This window comes from Paenibacillus amylolyticus (assembly GCF_036894225.1).
GTDB classification, from domain to species: Bacteria; Bacillota; Bacilli; order Paenibacillales; family Paenibacillaceae; genus Paenibacillus; species Paenibacillus amylolyticus.
The window spans coordinates 4641913-4662465 of the sequence record NZ_CP145892.1 but is presented as its reverse complement, the minus strand read 5'-3'; the positions used below and the strand labels follow the sequence as shown (position 1 = coordinate 4662465).

The 20553-nt window shown below is 44.0% G+C and carries 24 protein-coding genes, 1 tRNA gene and 1 pseudogene; 21 read left to right on the top strand and 5 right to left on the bottom strand.

What is annotated here, in order from left to right; translation table 11 throughout:
- The first annotated feature begins 2 nt into the window (after nt 1-2).
- The 4 genes and pseudogenes from V6668_RS20735 (at nt 3) to V6668_RS20720 (ending at nt 1451) form a co-directional block, all read left to right on the top strand.
- Nucleotides 3-332, top strand: coding sequence for a hypothetical protein (locus V6668_RS20735; RefSeq protein WP_338706565.1), 330 nt, complete (start codon nt 3-5; stop codon nt 330-332).
- 52 nt (nt 333-384) lie between these two features.
- Nucleotides 385-648 (top strand): annotated as a pseudogene (locus V6668_RS20730) (DUF3626 domain-containing protein); the annotation flags it as partial.
- Nucleotides 649-835: 187 nt separating this feature from the next.
- Nucleotides 836-1015 (top strand): ribbon-helix-helix domain-containing protein, encoded by a 180-nt coding sequence (locus tag V6668_RS20725; protein WP_017687382.1) that lies wholly within the window; start codon nt 836-838, stop codon nt 1013-1015.
- Nucleotides 1016-1157: 142 nt separating this feature from the next.
- On the top strand, nt 1158-1451 hold the full coding sequence (locus V6668_RS20720) for a DUF6809 family protein (protein WP_338706564.1): 294 nt from the start codon (nt 1158-1160) through the stop codon (nt 1449-1451).
- A 220-nt stretch (nt 1452-1671) separates the two neighbouring features.
- On the opposite strand, the gene V6668_RS20715 is transcribed toward V6668_RS20720, so the two are convergent.
- On the bottom strand, nt 1672-2574 hold the full coding sequence (locus tag V6668_RS20715) for a manganese catalase family protein (RefSeq protein WP_036674868.1): 903 nt from the start codon (nt 2572-2574) through the stop codon (nt 1672-1674).
- Between the two features lie 261 nt (nt 2575-2835).
- Here V6668_RS20715 and V6668_RS20710 point away from each other — a divergent pair, with 261 nt between their 5' ends.
- From V6668_RS20710 to V6668_RS20695, 4 genes are all read left to right on the top strand, one after another.
- On the top strand, nt 2836-3144 hold the full coding sequence (locus tag V6668_RS20710) for a hypothetical protein (protein WP_338706563.1): 309 nt from the start codon (nt 2836-2838) through the stop codon (nt 3142-3144).
- Nucleotides 3145-3200: 56 nt separating this feature from the next.
- Nucleotides 3201-3521, top strand: coding sequence for a DUF3889 domain-containing protein (locus tag V6668_RS20705; RefSeq protein ID WP_036614744.1), 321 nt, complete (start codon nt 3201-3203; stop codon nt 3519-3521).
- A gap of 193 nt (nt 3522-3714) precedes the next feature.
- Entirely contained in the window at nt 3715-3936 is a 222-nt protein-coding gene (locus tag V6668_RS20700) for a hypothetical protein (RefSeq protein WP_017687387.1), read from the top strand.
- The gene (locus V6668_RS20695) at nt 3920-4201 is read left to right on the top strand and encodes a hypothetical protein (RefSeq protein WP_338706562.1); all 282 of its coding nucleotides are present in this window, start codon (nt 3920-3922) and stop codon (nt 4199-4201) included. Before V6668_RS20700 ends, V6668_RS20695 begins: the two co-directional genes overlap by 17 nt.
- 75 nt (nt 4202-4276) lie before the next feature.
- On the opposite strand, the gene V6668_RS20690 is transcribed toward V6668_RS20695, so the two are convergent.
- The 3 genes from V6668_RS20690 to V6668_RS20680 all read right to left on the bottom strand — a co-directional run bounded on the left by V6668_RS20690 (nt 4277) and on the right by V6668_RS20680 (nt 5565).
- Nucleotides 4277-4513 (bottom strand): DUF3892 domain-containing protein, encoded by a 237-nt coding sequence (locus V6668_RS20690; protein WP_017687389.1) that lies wholly within the window; start codon nt 4511-4513, stop codon nt 4277-4279.
- A gap of 112 nt (nt 4514-4625) precedes the next feature.
- A complete protein-coding gene (locus V6668_RS20685) occupies nt 4626-5069 on the bottom strand; it encodes a GNAT family N-acetyltransferase (protein ID WP_036614958.1) in 444 nt (147 codons plus the stop codon).
- A gap of 238 nt (nt 5070-5307) precedes the next feature.
- Complete coding sequence (locus tag V6668_RS20680; RefSeq protein WP_338706561.1) at nt 5308-5565, bottom strand: hypothetical protein; 258 nt, start codon at nt 5563-5565, stop codon at nt 5308-5310.
- Nucleotides 5566-5768: 203 nt separating this feature from the next.
- Between V6668_RS20680 and V6668_RS20675 the strand changes: the two genes are divergently transcribed.
- The 10 genes from V6668_RS20675 to V6668_RS20630 all read left to right on the top strand — a co-directional run bounded on the left by V6668_RS20675 (nt 5769) and on the right by V6668_RS20630 (nt 14852).
- A tRNA-Val gene (locus V6668_RS20675) sits at nt 5769-5840 on the top strand.
- A 197-nt stretch (nt 5841-6037) separates the two neighbouring features.
- Nucleotides 6038-7687 (top strand): recombinase family protein, encoded by a 1650-nt coding sequence (locus tag V6668_RS20670; protein ID WP_083669815.1) that lies wholly within the window; start codon nt 6038-6040, stop codon nt 7685-7687.
- A gap of 225 nt (nt 7688-7912) precedes the next feature.
- Nucleotides 7913-10123 carry a M1 family metallopeptidase gene (locus V6668_RS20665; protein WP_338706560.1) on the top strand — a complete coding sequence of 737 codons (2211 nt, stop codon included), beginning with the start codon at nt 7913-7915 and terminating at the stop codon, nt 10121-10123.
- A 182-nt stretch (nt 10124-10305) separates the two neighbouring features.
- Nucleotides 10306-10578: a hypothetical protein gene (locus V6668_RS20660; protein WP_338706559.1), complete on the top strand. Its 273-nt coding sequence runs from the start codon at nt 10306-10308 to the stop codon at nt 10576-10578.
- The gene (locus V6668_RS20655) at nt 10565-11563 is read left to right on the top strand and encodes a hypothetical protein (RefSeq protein ID WP_100527095.1); all 999 of its coding nucleotides are present in this window, start codon (nt 10565-10567) and stop codon (nt 11561-11563) included. The genes V6668_RS20660 and V6668_RS20655 overlap by 14 nt, the downstream gene beginning before the upstream one ends.
- Nucleotides 11564-11565: 2 nt before the next feature.
- Nucleotides 11566-12252: a hypothetical protein gene (locus V6668_RS20650; protein WP_047843708.1), complete on the top strand. Its 687-nt coding sequence runs from the start codon at nt 11566-11568 to the stop codon at nt 12250-12252.
- Nucleotides 12253-12666: 414 nt separating this feature from the next.
- The gene (locus V6668_RS20645; protein WP_017687397.1) at nt 12667-13086 is read left to right on the top strand and encodes an organic hydroperoxide resistance protein; all 420 of its coding nucleotides are present in this window, start codon (nt 12667-12669) and stop codon (nt 13084-13086) included.
- Between the two features lie 141 nt (nt 13087-13227).
- Nucleotides 13228-13407, top strand: coding sequence for a hypothetical protein (locus tag V6668_RS20640; protein ID WP_036614724.1), 180 nt, complete (start codon nt 13228-13230; stop codon nt 13405-13407).
- 475 nt (nt 13408-13882) lie between these two features.
- Complete coding sequence (locus tag V6668_RS20635) at nt 13883-14437, top strand: copper amine oxidase (protein WP_036614723.1); 555 nt, start codon at nt 13883-13885, stop codon at nt 14435-14437.
- 97 nt (nt 14438-14534) lie between these two features.
- Nucleotides 14535-14852, top strand: coding sequence for a DUF1292 domain-containing protein (locus tag V6668_RS20630; protein WP_036614722.1), 318 nt, complete (start codon nt 14535-14537; stop codon nt 14850-14852).
- A 207-nt stretch (nt 14853-15059) separates the two neighbouring features.
- Here the strand turns inward: V6668_RS20630 and V6668_RS20625 are convergent, their stop codons facing one another.
- Nucleotides 15060-16535, bottom strand: coding sequence for an aminotransferase class I/II-fold pyridoxal phosphate-dependent enzyme (locus V6668_RS20625; RefSeq protein ID WP_036675042.1), 1476 nt, complete (start codon nt 16533-16535; stop codon nt 15060-15062).
- 177 nt (nt 16536-16712) lie between these two features.
- Here V6668_RS20625 and V6668_RS20620 point away from each other — a divergent pair, with 177 nt between their 5' ends.
- The 3 genes from V6668_RS20620 (at nt 16713) to gndA (ending at nt 20440) form a co-directional block, all read left to right on the top strand.
- Entirely contained in the window at nt 16713-18005 is a 1293-nt protein-coding gene (locus tag V6668_RS20620; protein WP_076250836.1) for an MFS transporter, read from the top strand.
- A gap of 253 nt (nt 18006-18258) precedes the next feature.
- A complete protein-coding gene (locus V6668_RS20615) occupies nt 18259-18858 on the top strand; it encodes a hypothetical protein (RefSeq protein WP_036614719.1) in 600 nt (199 codons plus the stop codon).
- A 172-nt stretch (nt 18859-19030) separates the two neighbouring features.
- Nucleotides 19031-20440, top strand: a complete 1410-nt coding sequence (gene gndA, locus V6668_RS20610; RefSeq protein ID WP_036614715.1) for an NADP-dependent phosphogluconate dehydrogenase — start codon at nt 19031-19033, stop codon at nt 20438-20440.
- Nucleotides 20441-20553: the final 113 nt, after the last annotated feature.

Genomic DNA, 20553 nt, shown 5'->3' with positions numbered 1-20553 from the left:
ATATGCAGTTGAACGATATGCTGAAAATTCTTATAACCTGTCTATTATTTATTCTGATTTGGTGGCTACTGACTCAAGGGATTCGCAAACTTTCCAGTACTCGTGCGGGGTCCGGTTTCCGACTAGGGGGTGGATGGTCCATTGGACTTTTCGTTGTTGGCGCCGTGCCACTCGGTTTTTCGCTATACACAGAGATCTTTGATAAGCGCCTGGATGCCAACATCGGGTTGGGGCTTGCCATGTTTTTTGTATGGGCTTATTGTGTGATCTTGTTGTGTGCGGCGTTGGTGGTATGGGGAAGGTACGTGTACAAAAGGGATATAAAGAAGTGAATATTTGGGTTGATCGTGTTGAGCCCGTCAGAAAGTTAAGGGTGAGCTGACAGCTGTTGATCTCCATTGGCACATGGGCTTTACACTATTAGTTGATGACGTTCCAATGGATTTTCGAGGTCCTTCGATGCCTTCACTAGCCAAGAGAATTGTAAACAGTGATTTTATTGATGCAAATATCATTGGTTCTGCGGTTATGGAATTGAAACGAAACCCAAGCCATTGGAGCGATAGAGGAACCTACAAAGAAGCTCTACAAGAATTAAAATTACTCTGGCATGTCTTGGTGAGATATGGAAAGCCAATGGAAGAGTGAAATAGTACTCTAACGACCTTGAGCGCCTAGCCGTTCAAGGTTGTTTTTTATCATTCAAACGGATTACAGACTATACATTTATCTATGAATCTGCTGTCACAAAAACGAACGTATGTTTTACAAATGCATTGACTTTTTGTCCTGACAATAATATATTATTGTCAGGACAAAAAAAGAGGTGAAGCAAATGTCCGCCAAAAAGATGGGGCGGCCTAAATCTGACAAACCCAAAAGCAGAACGATTGAGATACGTGTTGACGAGGAAATTATGAACAAGCTCGATATTTCGGCTGAGAAGCTGAATACGAACCGATCAGACATCGTTCGCAAAGGGATAGAGAAGATTTACGACGAACTCCAAAAATGAAAAAAGGAAGCAGCGTAAGTCCCACGAAGAACACCGCTGCTTCCTATCCCGCAATCACTTAAATGAGCGACTGCATAAATATCCTACCATGTGCAGAACGTTCATTCAAGTGAGGTGCGATTTGATATACAGGAGGATGCACATGAATTCGATATTAGAAGCATTATATAATGGACGACTTCGACCGGATGAGATGATGATGCCGACACATCCTGAATACCAAGCGTTAGGACGGCAGATTGCAGCTCTGACAGAGCAGTGGAAGAATCGATTGAGCGAGGAAGAATTCCGTGAGCTTGAACAGTTATTTGACTTGTGTGGCAGATGTGAGGGCATGAATACGGAAGCAGCGTTTGCACAAGGTTTTCGTCTGGGTGCCAACATGCTAATTGAAGTCATGAGTCAGCGGGAGGAATCGGTGTTGGAGTTTAACTAAGTTTAACGATGTGAGCAGAGATCCGGTTTACTTTTACAGCTAAATTCTCAGAAAATGACGGCATACAAAATACTTATTTTGCATCATAAAATGGTATCAAAAATTGATTATAACAAAGCCCTCAAATCCTCTCTGCATTCAGCAGCAGGGTTCGAGGGCTTCACTTAAACATAGAGTTAACAATATATATAGGGAAAGAAATTGTTAAACAAATTGTTTCTTAATCCGCAATATTCCCTGCCATCTTCAGACGACGTGCAATTTCCTTAAAGTCTTCTTGCGATATGCCCGGTGCAAATTCTTCCTCGGCCGCGGGAGCTTCTGGAATTGGGAATCCTTCAGGTATCCCTTGGATGACTTCAAGAGGTTGTCCATCTTCGGGGTGAGTTCCTTTCCAGATCTGTCCAATCGTATTGAAATCTTTATCACTATAGGTATACAGCTTGGTGTGTACCCCTTTTTCTTCATATTTGCGAGCCTCGTTGAAGGCTTTGTTGTTCAGTGAAGGGATAGGAACCAGCTTGGTCACATTTACGCCAGTTGCAATCTCAAGTGCTTTTGCATATGCTACAACATGCACGCCGCCACGTACCAGCAGGAAACCAACCACTTCCCGGGCTGCCGGGTGATCCGTCATCTCATATACTTTCATTTTATGGGTACGAGCGCCACATTCAAGAAAGAAGTTATGCAGCAGATCCTCGACCAGATTGCCGCTATTGAAGACGTTTGCTCCCGTCCATGGATTACCCATAGAGTCAAAAGGCATTGCGCCTTGTGCACCTGCCAGATAGTGATACGACAGACGAGCATCTTTCACGGAACCTAGCGGTGTATCGTCGGGTTCTTTGTACTCGGTGGAACCTCGGAGGCATTTGTTAATGCCATGAGACACGAGCTCAACATGACCCAATTCTTCGGCGGTAATACTCATGACGAGGTCATAGAAGGGCTTCAGCTTTTCTTTGGATCGAAAATTAAATGATTGATAGAGGTAGTTGTTCAACGTTGACATTTCTCCGAATTTGCCGCCGAGTAATTCTTGTATAGCTGCCGCAGCATTCGGATCTGGCTTCTCAACATTGGGAATCTCAATCAGGATTTCATCCAAGCGTTTGAACATTCGGGTGTAACCTCCTCATATTGGTATTGCAGATCGTGTAGAGTTTTAGATCGTGAAGTCACTCTGTCATGGCCTATTACACGTCTATTGGGTTTTTTAAACAAAAAATCAACGAAATGGGACTTAAGCATCGCATAACGCATGCCCCAACTCTTCTCCCATTTGTTATTTCCAATACGGTCAAATTTATGTATAATCAAACATTCAAACGAGTCTTCACGTACAAGAGAAGAGAGTCATGAATCCATAAAGGAGTAAGAGATGAACAAGCGTTGGATACAAATAGTTGGGATTGTGATGTTTCTAATGATTCAGATGTACATAAGCAGCGAGCCTGCCACAGCATATGTCATTACGAATGAGGTTCAGGTGGATGAACAAACGAGGCAAAGGCTTGAAAAGAAATACGGGTTGGAACGTCCTGAGGAGCCGAAGACACAACAACACTTTTTCTCGGGTGACTGGGGAATGAGTTTCCGGACGGAGCCTCCTGATTCGTTTGACCGGCTTGTTCATGTGGTTCCTTTTTCCCTACGGCCATTGGCCTGGATCTTTCGTTTATTCGTGTAAAATGAAACCCGGACGGGCAATATAACAGAAACATATTGTCCCAAGGAGTGAGTGAAATGAGAATGCTCATCGTTACCGTCATGTCGGTAGTTCTGAGTTTAGCCGGAATTACATCAGGCACAGGTGCCGCCATCCCTGATTATGCGAAGTGGGGAATTATTGCGGTCAAAGAAACACAGACCAAGTATAATGTGGATATTTTGGACTATAAGCATATCGGTCGCACCTCTCTAACAGCAGATCAATCACGGGAACAGTTCAAGCTATGGGTTCGTGCGAAAGACGGCAAGCAATTCGCAGTCTATGTAAATGTTGATTTTAATCCATCTACACAGCAATTAAAGAAAGTACAATTTTCCGAATCGGATCGACACTGATCCGCTGGACTTGGTCATTACAAGCCATGTTTTCATATTAGCTATACTATGGGTTGAACCAGACTGCCTTAATCATTAAGGTGAAAGTCTGGTTTTTTTTATTTTACAAAATCCTTTTTTTACTATTGAATAAAGAACTTATGTTCGCATATAATATGAAATACAAACAAACGTTCTTACCGGAGGGATGATTATGCTAGGGAAATATATTGGCCAGATGGTGGAGCTTGTCTACATGGATCGTGCAGGGCAGATTACGCAGCGACAGATTCGAATTAACAGTGTACGTGGCGGGATGATTAGAGCATCAGCGGGAAAAGAAGGCTCGCCCCGTACATTTCTGGAGCAAGGTATTCTGGCATGGCGTCCTGTTACCGATCTGAATGGGGAGGTGAAGTATGCTGAACGACTTTGAACGCAAGATTTTACGTATTATGGTGAACTATGCAGGACAACGGCGCAGGCTGCCGCGTATGGATGAACTGGAGACCAAGACGGGACGAAGCAAAGCTTACATTCATGACTCATTGCTGGAGCTTGAACGCACCGGGCACATCGCGTGGGAGAACCGATCTAGTCTTGAAGGGATACAGATTTTGCAGGCATGGGAACAGGCACAACAGCCGATTCGCAAAAGCCAACCTTCCGGTGATTCCGTAAAATATTTTACGGACTATTAATTCTAATAAGAAAACGCCAACCCGGATATCCGGATCGGCGCTTATTGTGTCACATGTACGACATGTGCATCTATTTTAGAAATGGGGAAGTTGGTCCAGGTTGTTGGTTGGGTCACCGTCGGCATCTCCGCGAATGTACATTTCGCCATCCTTGCCTTTAAATACATTCACACCGGCAATAGCACCAGCTTTTACTTCTGCAAGTGCCTGCTGATAATCCAGTACGCGTCCTGCTGAAGTCTGAAAAGCTGTCAGGTCACCGTCACCATTTTTCTGTACTGCTGTGAAACTCTCGCGTGTCGTTTGATCCATGATGTCACACTCTCCTTATATGACGAGATAGGAATCTGCTTACCTGATTAGCCTATCCGAATTCATCGGAAGTATGCACCATATGCTGATAAGACCTTCCAACGTCGAGGTTTTACAGGCTCTTTCTCATACGAACATGCAGAATATCTGCATCATAAAAAGGTTCTTCCGAAATCACTTCATAACCCAGTTTTTCATAGAATTTCTGTGCCTGACACTGCGCATCCAGTACAGAATAGGATAAGCCGAGTTCACGTGCCAGCTCCTCCATCGCGAGCAGAAGCACACGTCCATAGCCAAATGAACGATGAGACTCAAGCACCGCGATCCGCTGCATTTTGGCCGTATCCTTGCTGTAATAGATCAGACGTCCTGTGGCTACAGCTTGGCCATCCGTACTTAACAATACATGATGCACATCTGGACTGATGACATCATATTGATCAATCTCAATCTCGGCAGGCACCTGCTGCTCGATCACAAACACGTGATGGCGAATCCCCAGGGCTTGCTCCAGTTGTTCTTCTGTCGATACATAACTAATCTCAGCTGCCAATTCCATTCCTTCTTTCTGCTCTTGCGCGACATATCAGACTGAATTATACAAAAAAATGTTTTTCCTGTATAGTGAAGTCTGGAACATATTGGGAGAGGAGGGGGTAGTGATGGGAATGACAGGCATCATGGTAATTACATTGCTAATGTCGGCGGGAATGATTACTCTGTTGTATTACGTTACGAAGAAAGCATACTCACGCAAGTGGGATGAAGACGAGTAATTCACCTGTTAACCTTCACGGCAAGACTTCACTGCTTCCTCGCGGAGAATACACATCTTGAATTACAGATTTGGAGTATACGTCCAGCCAGACCGGCAGAGACTCACTATTTTCATTGGGCTGTTGTAATTGTTGGAATTGTACCGTATGTTCATCCTTCTCCAAGCTGCAACCAGTAACGGTTGCATTGAGAATCACAAGCCCAGCAAAGAGAAAGAAGCATTTGGTGAATGTATGTTTATTAGATTTTGACCGTTTTGTTATGTTTCTCATAGGGAATTCACCTCGTGTTGAAATGGTAATCTTTCCTTTATTGTGCACCATTTCGGGTGAATTATAACCAAATAAATCATTGACAATGAACACGGTTACTTGATATGATACTGTTACTTGATTGGGAAACAATTATATATCATGATCTGTTAGCTCAGCTAAAGATAATAGTATGACAGTAATGGATACATCTTAATTATTACAGGGCGATAGCTCAGCGGGAGAGCATTATCTTGACAGGGTAAGGGTCGTGGGTTCGATCCCCACTCGTCCTATATGTAAAATTAAAGGCAACTTCTTTTGAGAATTATATCTCAAGAGGAGTTGTTTTTTTATATAATAATATGGCTACCTCCAATAATATGTGTAGGTGGTTTTTGTTGATAATAAATATACTTAATGGTACAATTTGGATAAAATTAAGCAGTTAAAGTAGTTACGACTATCGATAAAAATAATACAGAAAAAAGATATGGTGGTTGATGGAATGGGACAAATAAAGCGTGTTGCGGCACTATATCGAGTGTCCACAAAAGGTCAGATGGACGGGAACGATATTCCAATGCAACAACGAGCATGCAGGAAGATGGTAGAGAAACAAGAGGGATGGAAGCTAGTTAAGGAATATACCGAAAAAGGGGTATCAGGTTTTAAAGTACCTGCCTCGAAGCGTGATGTTATCCAAAAGGCTAAAGAGGATGCAGAGAATGGTTTATTCGATGTCTTGTTGGTATTTATGTTTGATAGGCTTGGAAGAAAAGATGATGAGACTCCCTTTGTACTTGAGTGGTTTGTAAACAAAGGGGTAGAAATGTGGTCTGTAATAGAAGGTCAGCAAAAAATTGAAGCATACACCGATCGGATGGTCAACTACTTAAGATTTTGGCAGTCAAGCGATGAAAGTAGGAAGACCTCTGAACGAGTCAACGAAAAACATATACAGATGGTCGAAGATGGTATTTTTAGAGGAGGAGGTATTCCCTACGGGTATAAAAGTGTTGATTCCGGTAATGTAAATAAAAAAGGAAAAGCACTGCAAAAACTGTGCAAGCACGAAGAAGAGTCAAAGATCGTACAAGAAATATTCCGACTAGTGCTTGAAGAAGGTTACGGACAATTAAGAATAGCTAAACTTCTAAACGAAAAAAATGTTCCGACAAGAAAAGCAAAACAATGGGGTGCTCCTACTGTAAACGTTATACTTAAGAATCCAATTTACAAAGGAGTAATGAGATACAGAAAAGAAAAAGGAGACGATATATTTTCAAAACCAATCCCTGAATTAATGATAGTTTCAGAAGAGGATTGGAATAGTGTACAGGATATAAGGGATAAAAAGAACCCTAAGAATCCAAAAAGAAATGAAAATTCCATTCCCATAAGTACTAAAGGAAGTTTACTTTTAACTGGAATAGCCAGATGCGGTTGTTGTAATTCTAGATTGACCACGACTACATTTGTAAATAAATACAAAGCAGCTAATGGAGAAATAGTCAGATACAATCAGAATAAAAGTTACCGTTGTAGTGGAAAATTGCAAGGAAAGACGGATTGTAACGGACAGGCAACATTTTCTTCAAAGAAGGTAGAGAGACAAGTCTTAGAAAGAGTGGATGTATACTTAAGTCAACTCAGAACAATAGATTTCCAATCAGAAATTGAATCATTAAAAAAGAAGGTTTCTAATGAAGAAGAGGAAAAAATAAAAACAATGCAAAATTTACTGGAAGAGAACTACGAGGAGCTTGTGACATTAAACGCTGAGGTTCCAAAATCTATAATGGGTAAGAGCGCATTCAAACCAGAAATGCTCAATGGTCTTATCGAGAAAAAAGAAAACGAAATTCAGAAAACTACTGAAGACATTAAGGGAATAGAGCAATTGTTATCCTCCAAAAAAATGGAGATATCAGAGATGGAGGCTCTAAAAGATGATCTCCCAGTTTGGGGGGAGATATTTACAAATGCATCTACAGAAAAGAAGAAAATGATGTTAAGCACATTGCTGGAGGTGGTCTACATTAGCAAAGATAAAATATTGGTTGAAATCAAGGGTGGAATAAAAGAATTACTCGGTCATCTATACAGAGAGAGTAAGGATATCAAGAGCTCACTTATTTGACAGGGTAGGGGTCAGTGGTTCGAGCCCACTACAGATCATACACGAGAAGTCTTACAATGTAAGGCTTCTTTTCTTTTTTACATACAAACATGAATGCGATTTGCGATAGTTTCAGTTTCTCTTCCTCTTTTTAAACAAAACTTAAATAAAACATAAATTCAGCGTAAGGTTCGTCTTCTATACTTGGTTCTGAGGTCAACATAGAACAGAAGAAGGAGAGAACTTATGAACTATTCAAGTCCATTTACATCAAAGTTAGCCAGAGTAGGGATCGCGGGTACACTGGCTTTAATACTGGCAACAAGCCCACTTGCCAACATGGGGGTTGTTGCCGCGGAAGCAGGCCCAGCACCTGTATCTACGAAGATATATAACACACCAAAAGACTCTCTAGAGCAGACGCCGATTCAATACCAAATTCAGGCTCGGCTGAATGAGAAGGACATGACGATCCAGGGGAGCGAGAAGGTAACGTATCACAACACAAGCAAGGATACCCTCCAGCAGGTGGTTCTTCATACATATGCTGATGCAAACCTCTCCAAGTCTACACAGGCGAGCATGTACCAACAGCATAATGAGAAGATTAGTGAAGATCACCCGGAGAAGACAGCGGAGGACTTTCTGGGTGGCATCGATATTCAGGCTGTAAGCGCAGATAGCCAATCGCTGGACTTCCATAAGGAAAACCAAGCGTTGACCGTGCAGTTGAAGAAGCCCGTACAACCAGGTGAATCGGTATCATTCCAACTGGAGTTTCAGTTGAATATACCCTACGGCTCCCAGCGAGTTTCCTACTACAAGGACATGATCAATGGTGCACATTGGTTCCCGGTGATGTCTGTATACGACGAGGTTAAGCATCAATGGAACAAGGCACCGTATAGTCAAACATTTGAGAGCGATTATTACACCTCATCGGACTTTGAAGTTCAATTAAATGTTCCTGATAAGTATCAAGTAGCCATGCCGGGTACGATCACCACTCAAATCAGTATAGAACATGGTCGTAAAGTTGTTTCTGCTGTGGCCGAGAACACAAGGGAGTTTGTATTCTTTGCTAGCCCAAACCTTCAAGTGGAGAGTGTTACTCGTAACGGTCTGACGGTGGAATACTATTATTACAACGATGATCCATCCAAGAAAAAGATAGTTGACCGCTACATTAATCAGGCATTCAAGGTCATCGATTTCTATAGTGAGAAATATGGCAAGTATCCCTATCCAGAGTTCCGAATTGTCGAGACGTATGTACAAGGCGTTGCCGTGGAGTATGCGAGGCTCATCCAGATGGGACAGATTCAAAATGGTGCTGTTCCAGAAGAAGACACAACATTTGTTCATGAAATAGCGCATCAGTGGTTCCATGCATTGATCGGTAATAATTCGGAGACAGAATCCTTTCTGGATGAAGGCTTTGCTGATTTCTCCATGGTGTATTTTGCCGAGAAACAGGGAGACAAGCTAAATGGGTTCAGATCCATACAGTTTGATACTGCGCCCGTAGATATGGCGATTGCGTCAACAAACGATGAAGCTGGGGATTTGGCAAGTTTGGTATATTATCAGAAGGGGCGACAAGCGATCTATCAGCTTTACCGTTCCGTCGGTGAAGAGAAATTTGACGAGTTGATGAGGACATATTTCAAACGCTACGTGTACCAAAATGCAACGGTAGAGGGGCTGCTTCAAACCATTGAAGATGTGCTTGGTAAAGAAATACGTTCAGAAATGCAGATGGCCCTATATCAGCCTGATTTTGTCTTAAAGCCGGAATACCAATTATCACAGGAAGAGACCGCCGCCTATGTGCATGATGTCTTACAAGTGCAATATCAGGCTGTCATGGGTATGGTTCCTAATCTGCCTTATGAAGTGATGAATCGATTGATGGACAAAGCCCTTCAAGGCGAGGAATTAACCATTGTGCTCAGCGATCAGGTGAGTAAGCTTGCAACTAAACAGCAGGAAGATATGGTTAATCAGTTGACCGGATTCCTTGATATGACTGGTATGAAATACGACATTATAAGGGATCGTAAGGAACTGAAGCAAAAGATGAAAAAAAAGATCGGCAACAGCAACCTTATTGTCATTGGCAATGCCAAGTCAAACGGATTGGTGCAGGCTTTAAAACTTAACATTATTGATCGAACGAAACAGACGGGGTTTCCTTGGAAGAATACCATGAATCAACCTCTCACGGCTGGTGCATATGTTATCAAACATCCCTATAACCAGAATCGATTGATGCTTCATTATTTCTGGAATGAGGATCATCTGAGTGATGAGGCATTTGAAGCTTTTAAGCTGAAAATACAGGAGTCTATCGGCTTCACTAACGACTTTTACCAGTACTATGTATTGGATAACCAAGGCAAGGAGAAATCCAATAAAAAAGTTGCGAATCCCATATCTTCACTTTTTGCGGAGTAATAAGGAATTGGTTTTGCAGTTTCTTCGTTCAAACAGGTTAGCCAATTTGTATTGGTTAGCCTGTTTATGTTTTATATGAAAACCAGACTTAGAATAATAGGCTGTAAGATGGGCATAATGCTTTAACACAAAGGCAACTTCATGAATATACTTATCGGGAGAAAACAATAGGAGGGATTAATATGAAGGATCAACATTATCCGGGCGTACCAATGAAAGGGACAGTTGCTGATTACAACTGTAAAGGAAATAAAGGAATAAACAAAATGAAAGCGTATTCATATAATGCTAGAATTTGTCCTATCATTTGTATTACTCAGAAGCCGGCTGCGAATGAGGGTAATGTTGTTGATTTTTCAATCCTATTAAAGGACACTTCGGAAGTTTTATATTCGCGACCGGTAAATGGTAATACCCTGCTCACGAAGGAGTTGAGTTCCCATGTCTATGACTGAAAATATTGCTCAGGCAGCACTCGATGCAGCGATGAAGGCAAACAGGGCCGTTGCGCCTTATGATTATTGCGATGCAGAAACCAGACGGATGTACACGCCTCAATTTGATAAAAAAATGGACAATCCTATGTATACCGCTGCAATGGCCGGGCTTCAATCAATCTATTGGTTTCGGGCGATCAAGGTAAAGGGGCTTATCCCTGATGCAAAAGCGGATTATTATGCTACGTATTCTACCAACCATAATCACATCGGAGGAATTGGACTAGCCTACTCGAACAGCCCTACAGGGCCATGGACCAAACACGGACAGGTGTATCTCGATACTGTGGTTGGGAATTCGACGGAAACTCCATTTGTGATCTGGAACGATGAAGAACAATTGTTCTTTATGTATTATCAACAAAACGGACTGGGGATCAATCAATCAACGGCACTTGCGACCTCTGCAGACATGATCAACTGGACAAGAGTGGGTTTGATTTTGGACAAACCTCCCGGGTTCCCAGGTGATGGTCATACCGGATATTTCTCGTGTTTCAGAAATGGAGGCAAATGGATCGGTTTCTCAGTGATGGGAGGTGGTGACTTTGGTCGTAAATGTATCTGGTATTCACATGACGGACGTAGCTGGTTAGCTGATCCAAGACCATTAATGGGTGGGAATGATGCCACTTTAAGTGCAGGAGAAAACATTTCGAGACCAAATGCTGGTGTATTTATGTACAAAGGGAGCATGTGGTGGCTGGGTATGTTATCAGCTTATGCTTCCGGTGGGGTTACGACGGTAGCTCGGCCTGCCATTGCCAAGATCAGCGCAGACTTTCGTCAACTGCTGGACAAACCTACAGATATATATTTTCCGGCATTGAATTGGGAGACGACCAACATGCAATCCTTGATGGTGTCCGTTATGGACGGCGTAGTGTACGCGTATTACAATACCGATCATAATATCGGTGTAGCCTATTCGGTGGGGGTGTAGAGATGGTTATACGTGATGCAGCGGGTCAGATCGTGCCCTTTGGAAAGGTTCACAAACAGCTTGTGGCTGATTTTCTTTACGGAACGTTACCGGATTGGGTGGAGGTGGTGGGCACTCCTACGTTTGAGCCTTTGCCCGACAGAGGGACCATTACTGTTACAACTCCGACAACGGCAGGAGCCACGGCAGAGTTAAAAATGAAACATCTGATTGACAGCTCGAAAGTAACAGCAATTGCAATCACTTTGGAAGCGCTACAATTAAACGGGAACATTGGAATCTCAGTTCAGGTTGGCATTAAATCGAAGGATAGCAAGGCCGGAATCACTTTTTTTCAAAACGTAAATCAGAAGTATGGTATGGTCCGTGCCTATAAAGCAGATGGAACGTACACGGATTTTAATCAAAATATGGTGTTCTTCACCACACATGGCGTAGCAGGAGATGAAGCACAGAACCGTAAGAATCTCACTGTGCTGCTCTGTACCGGATTACAGTTCTCGGCGGGGTTCGAGAGACCGTCGGTATGGCTTGGTGCGGATGATCAATATGGTGGTGTTGCTGCTGACCTTAGCGGTGGGTTGTTCCAACATGGAGAACTGCAATGTCTTTTGAAGCTGACTACAAGTAAGGCCGAGGCCAAGTATTTCAAATGTGCACAGATGAAAGTGGATATCTGGAGTAATTAATCAAACAGGGAAGACGTATGAAGATGAACAAGGTGCATGATTTGAATTGGAATGACTATGAGAATAAATAGATTATCTGCATGGATCGGTAAAAAGATATACGTGCAGTGATTTGGTACCTAAACACGGACGCTTTGAAAATGAAGTGCAGTGTTTGGGTACCTTTTTTATTTAGAGAATGAAGTCAGGCCAAGTTTGGTGGATACAGCGAACAACTCAGAAAGTGCACTGACTTTAGGTTTGGGCTTGTCCGGGGTTAGAAATGAATTATTCTCCAAACGTGTTTTAAACTATATTTTTTTATAATAACTATTTACATACACAATTAAATTGTGTACAATGTAATTGTTAGCGATACAAGAGAGATCAAAATTCAGTCAAAATAAATCTAATTAACTAAAGGAGTTTTCACAAATGAAAACATTATATGAAACAACAGTCATCAATACAGGCGGACGTCAAGGCATCGTACAATCCCCAGATAACGTGTTTATGTTGGATGTTGCTGCACCACCTGAACTCGGAGGACAAGTGACGACAGCTACCAATCCGGAGCAGTTGTTTGCAGCAGGGTATAGTGCTTGTTTTAACTCCGCACTGGAGTTTCAATTGAAGAAACACAAAGTTGAGATTGAAAGAAGTACCGTAGCTGCAACGGTAATGTTGGTGACGGACTCTGAGGATAACGGCGTGAAGCTTCAAGTAGATTTGGAAGTTAAAATCCTTGGTCTAGATGAGGAAACAGCACAGAAGTTTGTGAAACTTGCCCATGACTACTGCCCATATTCCAAAGGAATCAAAGGGAACGTGAATGTTAACGTGGAACTCGCGTAATCACTGATACTATTTGTTGATAGAAGCCTCCGAGAAATCGGAGGTTTTTTGGTGTTTTATGCATAAAAATCAATTTCACACTCAATTGTGGGTTATAATGGTAGTAAGTTTACACAAAACTGCTGAAAGGGGAATGTACTTATGATGGATTTTAGCAAACCACCCCATGGCTCTGAGACCGATACCCACCGTCAGCGTCATCAGGAGAATGAACAGAAATACCTGTCCGGAGGCAAGGGTATTTGGTATGAAATCAGCAACTGGCTCATTCTCGGAGGTATCCTCCTTGTCATATTTTTATTATTTAAATACGTTTTCTAAATAGACACACAACCGGGCGAATCCCCATATGATGCATTACATCAGTAAGCACTTGGGGAAATGGGGAATCCGGGATGGCAAAGGCAAAGGGTAAGAAAGCTCCCGCATTAAAGAGTGATAAAATACGTGTATCCATGAAGTTGGTCACATCGGATGTATGCGAGAGATGTAAGACACCATGTACACGAGGCATGGATTACGCAGCACGTATGAGAATTGAAGGGGCTTTAGGCAAGGGCGTTCCCTGTATATTGACCCGCCATACTTCTTCATAAACTCTTCGTATAATCCCGTATATATAACAATTATAGATCAGGGGCATCCTTTAATGAGGATCGCCTCTTTTTGTGCATTCCAAGGGGTGGAAAAAATTCTGGATAAAAAATGAAAAATGATGAAAAACAGCGCAACTTTGTGGATGAATCTGCAGTATAAATGTACAACAGCTAGCAGCAGGGGAGGGAATATTGACGGGATGAAATGGAAACGAATATTGCTTTGTGTCACGGTATTCTCCTTGCTCGGCGGGTCTTTATTGTTTGCAGATTCGGTGAACGAGAAGATTCGTGTTCTCATTAACGGCAAGGAAGCAGCTGATGGAGGTTATCTCATTGATGGAACGACCTATGTACCTGTCAGGGAAGCCGGAGGCGTCGTCAAATGGGACAGCAGTAACAAGAGAGTAACGGTGATCAAACCGAATGTACATATTTTTCTCTTCAAGGGAGACACTGTATTTGGCAACGTTAACGTAGGTAAGCTGAAATTCAATGTATTTTCACAAGTGGACAGTCTGACAGCAGATGTAGCTGCGGTGAAAGTAACGATTACCAATCCAAGCGGTCAGGTGAAGGATATCCAGTCACAGGAGCTTACAACCCAGAAGGATAACTTCTGGTTCCGCACATATGATTTTACGTATGATTTCAGTCGTGCCGGCAAATATCAGGTCGGCTTTCATATTAAAGAAAATGCAAACAGCAGCTACGTCCTGGTAGCGGAGAAAATCATTACAGCGCTGAACGATTGAAGCGAAAATAACCCTGTGAGTTAAATTGACCTGTGTCATTGAACATGTTACGATATGCAGGGTTACACAATTTCTATTTATAAAGCGAGGTATTTCAATGAGCGATCACACACATGAACACGGCGATGGCTGCGGATGCGGGCAAGACCACGACCACGACCACGAGCATGAAGAAGTCCTTCTCACATTAACAGACGAGAACGGCCAAGACGTGGAGATGGTTTTGGTGGAGACGTTTGACGTGGAGAAGCATGTTTATGCGCTCCTGCTGGAACGTAACAATCCTGAAGCTGACGGCATCATCCTGCGTATGGAAGAAGAAGACGAGGAAATGGTGCTCTACAATATTGAAGACGAAGAAGAGTGGAACCGCGTTGAAGCGGCTTACAACGAACTCGTTGCATCACAAGAATAGTCATTCTTTTGGAACATAACATGAAGGCTCCTTGATCTCAGGGGGCCTTTTGTTTGTTTTTCAAGAGGTATACGAGCATTTACACCACCGGTTTGAACTACGAAATAGACGGGAAAATGCAAACTCGCTTGTCCCATAAAATAAAAACGGACCAAGCTAGGGCTTGGTCCTTTAAGTTTATCCCCTGCACAGCGCAAGGAGGTTGTTCTAGAAAATGGCATCGGCTTCCACGATCACTTTAACGTTGGTTACGCTGCGATCTTCGGGTCCTTTGACGGGTAATCCAACTTCGACATGATCGATGATGTAGTCGATGTTTTCCTGGGTGATAACCTCACCCGGTAACAGGATCGGAATTCCTGGCGGATAGACATAGATGAATTCCGAGATAATACGTCCTGCGGATTCCTTAAACGGAATCACTTCGGTATCACCGTAGAATGCATCACGTGGAGTCAGCATCAACTGTGGAATATCCGGAACTTTTACGACCAGTTCATGGGCCGGGTTCACTTGATAATAGGTACGGGAGAGATCCTGCAAAGCGTTCAGCAAGATATCCACACTATTATCCGTATCTCCTGGCGTAATGAGACACAGAATATTGTACATATCACTAAGTTCGACCTCAATGTTGTAATGTTCACGCAGCCAGTTCTCTGTCTCATACCCTGTAATACCCAGATGGCGAACATGGATCGTTACCTTGGTTGGATCATAGTTGAAGGTCGCTTCTGTACCCAGCAGCTCTCTACCGAAGCAATACAGGCCATCCATATCGTTAATCGAACGTCTGGCAAACTCAGCTAGTTCAATCGCCTTCTGTGCAATCTCACGACCGTGGAGTGCCAGGTTACGTCTTGATGTATCGAGTGAAGCAAGCAAAATGTATGAAGTTGATGTTGAGGTGAGCAGACTCAGGATCGTCTGTACACGCTGTGGATTTACGAACCCATTCTTGGTATTCAGGTTGAGTACGGAACTCTGTGTCATGGAGCCACCAAGCTTGTGAACACTGGTTGCAGCCATATCGGCACCTGCTGCCATCGCAGACAACGGCAGATCCTCATGGAAATGAATGAGTACGCCATGTGCTTCATCAACAAGTACAGGAACTTGATAACTGTGTGCCAGTTCAACAATCTCTTTCAGATCGGTAACCACGCCGTAATAAGTCGGGTTAATTACAAGCAATGCCTTGGCATCCGGATGACGCTCCAGTGCGCGACGGATAGACTGTGTGGTCACTCCGTGGTCAATGCCCAGATTGGGATCTTGTGAAGGAGAAACAAATACGGGTTTGGCGCCTGAGAAAATAATCGCGGACAGAACCGATTTATGCACATTACGGGGCACAATAATTTTGTCACCCGGTGAGCATACAGACAGAATCATGGTCATAATGGCACTGCTTGTGCCTTGTACACTAAAATAGGTATAATCGGCTCCGAAGGCATCTGCTGCCAAAATCTGTGCTTCCTGAATGACACCGGTTGGCTGATGCAGGTCATCCAACGGTGCGATGTTAATCAAATCTATGGAGAAGGCATTATCGCCAATAAATTCACGGAATTCGGTATCCGCTCCCAATCCTTTTTTATGGCCCGGAATATGAAACTGTACCGGATTGAGTGCCGCATGATTTTTTAAAGCGGTAAACAGCGGCGTACGGTGGTGATTCATCAGTGCTGTCACAACCCTTCCTAATAAAATTGGTAAACAAAGATGAGTATAGCAAATTAAGAACCGAATGCAACAGTATAAATCGACAATTTTTTAAATTGCCGAGATTTGCGCACATTCCCCACGGTTACACTAAGGATAGGGAATAGGCAAATGAACACCGAAAGGGGAAAAAGAATGCAAACCGACACAAAACCAGCCAAAATTTTGCGATCACCATTTTTTATCGCGATGTGGCTGACACTTTTTCTAGTTGAAATTATCAAAGGGGCCCTGTTGGTAGCTGTTCTGCCCGTGTATATGGACAATATACTGGGTCTGTCTGCAGGCGTCATTGGTGTGGCATTTGCTCTTCAATATTTGGGAGATAATCTGTTCCGGGCTCCTTCCGGCTGGGCAGCAGAACGGATCGGGTTCCGCGCAACGATGGTTACAGCATTAATCTGTACCTTAATCGCTGTTATTATGATCCTCTTTCTCAAAAGTGCCGTTGGACTGGCCATGGCCTGTCTGATTCTTGGTATTGGTACGTCACCGCTCTGGCCTTGCGCCATGACAGGCGTGACGGCGATGTCAGGCCCACAGAATAAGAATGGTACAGCAATGGGGGCGCTGGAGGTGGCTGCTCTCGGCGGAACGGGGCTTGGACCTATAGGTATGAACTGGCTGCTGGAGCGCACGCATCATGATTATCAAACTATATTCCTCGTGCTGATGGGTTGTGCCATTCTCGTTATTCTGGTGGCCATGATTCTTCCTGGACGTGTCATTGTTGAAGGAGAGCATGCCGAGCAAGCAGCGAAGAATAGTGATGTGAAATATCCAGCCAAACCGAATCTGCTCACGCCGTTCATCCGGCTGCAAAAGAGTGTGAAGGACACACTGCAACGGGTACGCAGCACGCTTAATGTTAATCCACTGGTGTATCCTGCCCTGTTTATGCAGTCGTTTGTCATCGGGCTGCTCAGTCCAGTAATCACGCTATATACACGCACAGATCTGCACATCTCGCCGAACCTTTACAGCTTGTTGCTGATTGCAGGTGGTGGAATAACGGTCATTGCCTTGCTGCCTGTTGGTAAAATGGTAGACAGGTTTGGCACGAAACCGTTCCTGAATGTTGGTTTTTTGATGGCGGCGGCGAGTCTGTTTGCATTCTCCTCCATAACATCCATTCCGGTGGTGTTTGGTGTTGTCATGCTGGTGGGCATCAGTTATGCCATGATTTTGCCCGCCTGGAATGCTTTTGTAGCCACGCTAATTCCCAAAGGAGAGCGGGGAGCGATCTGGGGATTCTTCCTTACATTGCAGGGATCAGGTATGGTTGTCGGCCCTATTGTTTCCGGGTTGCTGTGGGACCACGTGAGTCATCCGGCCCCATTCATTGGCAGTGCCATCGTCATGGCAGGACTTGCCGTTGTGCACTTTGTGTTATCCCGCAATCCGTTTCGCACCGCTCCGGCCAAATAAGCAAAAGAAAAGGGAGTTCCACCAACCGTCTTGGTTGTGGAGCTCCCTTTTTCGCGTCCATTATATCACGATAATCGGGGGCTTGCCCCTGTGCGTCTGCGGAAAGCTGCAATCCTGCGGTCCTTTCGGTGAAAAATAGTCAAATAACCAAGTACCCTTACATAAAATGAAGTATAAAATAGGGTAAGCCGATTGAGTAGAAGCGATTGAAGACGAGGGCCGGAGTTGATCCGGTACAGATGGAGGGAGTGCCGTGAATAAGAGTTATGAAGTTGAATATTGCAATCTGGAGCTGCGGTTCAACCGTCGGCATATCCAAAATTTGATCAGAGACCTTATTCGTGAGGGATATTCACTATATTGGAGCGAGGACGAATCCTTTTTTATCCTGTCAGTCCGGACCGGTCGCAAGCTGGTAAAGCTCCGCTTTCAACAGACACGCACAGGGAACTACAAGATGACTGGGGATTATATCATTAAGGATGCAAAGCTTGCAGAGTGGCTGGAGAAGCTGATTGGAGATACACGCGGGCATGCGGTTGTGAAGCGGTTCAAGGATCAGCAGATGACCGTGGAGAACATTTTATTCGGTGAAGTGATTCGGCTCGTGGAAGTTTCCGGATTCAAACAGCGTGTCATTTTTCAAAAGGAACCTGCGCCGACGGCGGAAGAGATGGAAGAAATGTTCCTCTCGCGTGAAGGCGAGGAAAGGCTCATGTTGTTGCGCATGGAAGTGGACGATGAACTGGAGCGCCTCTACACGGCCATGCAGATGGATAATATCGAAAAAGCAAATGCTTGCCGTCAAGTCTTAAAACAGTTGTCTGGACATCTGTTAATGTTGGAAGGATGACAAGATAAGGCCGTATTTATGAAAATACGATGAACACCTCAGCAGATTGGGGTGTTTTCTCGTTGCGTAGCTGTGCCACGGGGTTCACTTCTATACATAAAACCGTTAAAATGGGAGTATTGTTGAGAATTTATTTCAATAAAATTAATTGGAGCAAAGGATGGAGGACCAGATGACAAAACAACAAATTGGCGTAATTGGCCTGGCTGTCATGGGCAAAAATTTGGCCCTTAACATTGAAAGCAAAGGTTTCTCGGTATCGGTATTTAACCGTTCCCCGGAGAAAACCAATGATCTTCTGAAAGAAGCTGAAGGTAAAAACCTGACAGGCTCATTCTCCATTGAAGAGTTCGTAGCATCCCTGGAATCCCCGCGCAAAATTTTGATCATGGTACAAGCCGGCAAAGCGACCGACGCTACCATTGAACAACTGCTTCCTCACCTGGATGAGGGCGACATCATCATTGATGGAGGGAACGCATACTTCCCTGACACGCAACGTCGCAGCAAAGAGTTGGAAGACAAAGGCATTCGTTTCATCGGTACAGGTGTATCCGGTGGTGAAGAAGGCGCACTGAAAGGCCCTTCCATCATGCCAGGTGGACAGGAAAGTGCTTATAAACTGGTTGAACCGATCCTGACGGCGATCTCGGCCAAAGTCGGTGACGATCCATGTTGTACATATATTGGACCTGATGGTGCCGGACACTATGTGAAAATGGTGCATAACGGTATCGAGTACGGAGATATGCAGTTGATTGGTGAAGCGTACCACTTGCTCAAATCCGTATTGAACGTTTCCGTTGAAGAGCTGCATGCGATCTTTACGGAATGGAATCAAGGAGAGCTGGATAGCTACCTGATCGAAATCACGGCAGATATCTTCTCTAAATACGATCCAGAAACGGGCAAACCAATGGTTGACGTCATTCTGGATGCTGCTGGACAAAAAGGAACAGGTAAATGGACAAGCCAAAGCGCGCTGGATCTCGGCGTTCCATTGTCCATGATTACAGAATCCGTATTCTCCCGTTTCCTGTCTGCGATGAAGGACGAGCGTGTAGCAGCTAGCAAAATCCTGAATGGACCAGCGACTGAAGCGTTCTCCGGTGACAAAAAAGCATTTATCGAGAGCGTGCGTAAAGCCCTCTTTGCAAGTAAAATCGTATCCTACGCACAAGGATTTGCACAAATGCGTGCAGCTTCCGACGAGTATGGCTGGGATCTGAAATACGGTAACATTGCCATGATCTTCCGTGGTGGCTGTATCATCCGTTCGCAGTTCCTGCAAAACATCAAGGAAGCTTATGATAAAGACGCAGCGCTGAAAAACCTGCTCTTGGATCCTTACTTCCAAAACATCGTTGAGTCTTATCAAGGCGCATGGCGTGAAGTTGTAGCGGCTGCTGTAAAACAAGGTGTTCCAGTACCTGGCTTCTCCAGCGCTCTTTCTTACTACGACAGCTACCGCACAGAGCGTTTGCCAGCAAACTTGCTGCAAGCCCAACGTGACTACTTCGGTGCTCACACGTTCAAACGTGTGGACAAAGAAGGCAGCTTCCACCACAACTGGATGGAGTAGTACCACATATACAAGTCTATTAGATTTGGCCAAAGTGCCTTTAAACAGGAGCTTTGGCCTGCTAAGGGGCTCAAAAGAGGTTTGGCGTTCCGGTGATTGCCGGTTTACGCTGA